This window comes from Abiotrophia sp. HMSC24B09 (assembly GCF_001815865.1).
In the GTDB taxonomy this organism is placed as follows: Bacteria; Bacillota; Bacilli; order Lactobacillales; family Aerococcaceae; genus Abiotrophia.
Window position 1 is genome coordinate 1 of the sequence record NZ_KV822186.1, and the last position, 1,570, is coordinate 1,570.

Annotated in this window: 1 protein-coding gene; it reads left to right on the top strand. The window is 47.8% G+C overall.

Going from position 1 to position 1,570, the window contains the following annotated elements; translation table 11 throughout:
• On the top strand, nt 1–1,570 hold a 1,570-nt coding region (locus tag HMPREF3093_RS00005), incomplete at both ends, for a DUF1542 domain-containing protein (protein WP_143227624.1).

The window sequence follows — 1,570 nt, forward strand, 5'->3', positions numbered from 1 at the left end:
CAAGGACGCAGCGAACGATGAAGCGGTGACAGCAGAGAAGGATAAGGGCGTTAAGGCAATTAGTGACCTAACTCCAGCTCCAGTTGCCAAGCCAACTGCGCAAGAAGCAATTCAAGCTTTAGCGGATACTAAGAAGGGAGCGATTCAAGCGGATAATCGTTTGACTCAAGAAGAGAAGAATACAGCTATTAATCAAATACAAACAGCGGCAGATGCGGCTAAGCAAGCCATTGCGTCAGCAAATTCTGATTCTGATGTTGCAAACGAGAAGACTGCTGGTGAAGCGGCAATTAATGCTGTCGCTCCAACACCAACCGTGAAGCCAACTGCTAAGGACCAAGTCCAAGCAGCAGCAGATGCTAAGAAACAGCTCATCCAAGATCGTGGTGATTTGACTAAGGAAGAGAAGAAAGCTGCCAAAGCAGCTATCGACAAGGCAGCTCAAGATGCGCAAGCAGCAATTGATGCAGCGACTACTGATGGGGCTGTAGCCAATGAAAAGGCCAACGGTTTAGCTGCTATTGAAGCAGTGACACCAGGCTCTGTGGCTAAGACAGACGCTAAGCAAGCCATTAACGCAGCAGCAAATCTCAAGAAAGATGCTATTCAAGAACGGACTGATTTAACTCAGGAAGAGAAAGAAGAAGCAATCAAGCAAGTTGAAGAAGCAGCTAAGGAAGCTCGCAACAAGGTTGATACAGCGGCTACTGATGCTCAAGTTGTGAGTGAGAAGGACGCCGGCCTTAAGGCAATCACTGACGTCACACCAAATCCAATTGCTAAGCCTACTGCTAAGCAAGCAGTTCAAGATCTTGCCGACCTTAAGAAATCTACAATTGAGGCTGACAAGTCCTTAACTCGCGAAGAGAAGGATGCAGCAATCAAGCAAGTTGAGGATGCAGCTAAGAAGGCTAAGGAGGCAATCGACGCGGCTCCAACTAATAGCCAAGTTGCAACTGATCGTGATCAAGGTAAGCAAGCAATTGCTGACGTAACGCCAGTTGCGGACGCTAAGCCTAAAGCAAAAGAGGCTGTTGAACAAGCAGCTAATGCTAAGAAGGCAGCCATCGAAGCTGATAAGAACTTAACTCGCGAAGAGAAAGACGCGGCAATTTCTGCTGTAGATCAAGCTGCTCAAGCAGCTAAGACTGCCATTGCCGAAGCTAGCGATAATTCAACAGTTGCCAACGAACAAGGCAAGGGTACAAGTGCCATTGCAGGCCTAACACCAGTTGCAGAAACTAAGCCAAAAGCAAAAGAAGCGCTGGAACAAGCAGCTAATGCTAAGAAAGCAGCGATTGAAGCTAACAATAATCTAACTCGTGAAGAGAAAGAGGCAGCCAAAGCGAAAGTTGATGCTGCAGTGGCTGAAACCAAGGATGCAATTGATGCCGCGACGACTAATGCGGAAGTTGCGGAAGCTAGCAAGGCTGGTGCTGACTTAATTGATGCCCTTAACCCAAGTGCAGATAAGAAGACAGCAGCTAAGGATGCCATTGACGCAGCAGTGAAGACTAAGACTGACGCCATCGATGCTCGCACCGACTTGACGCAAGAAGAGAAGGACGCA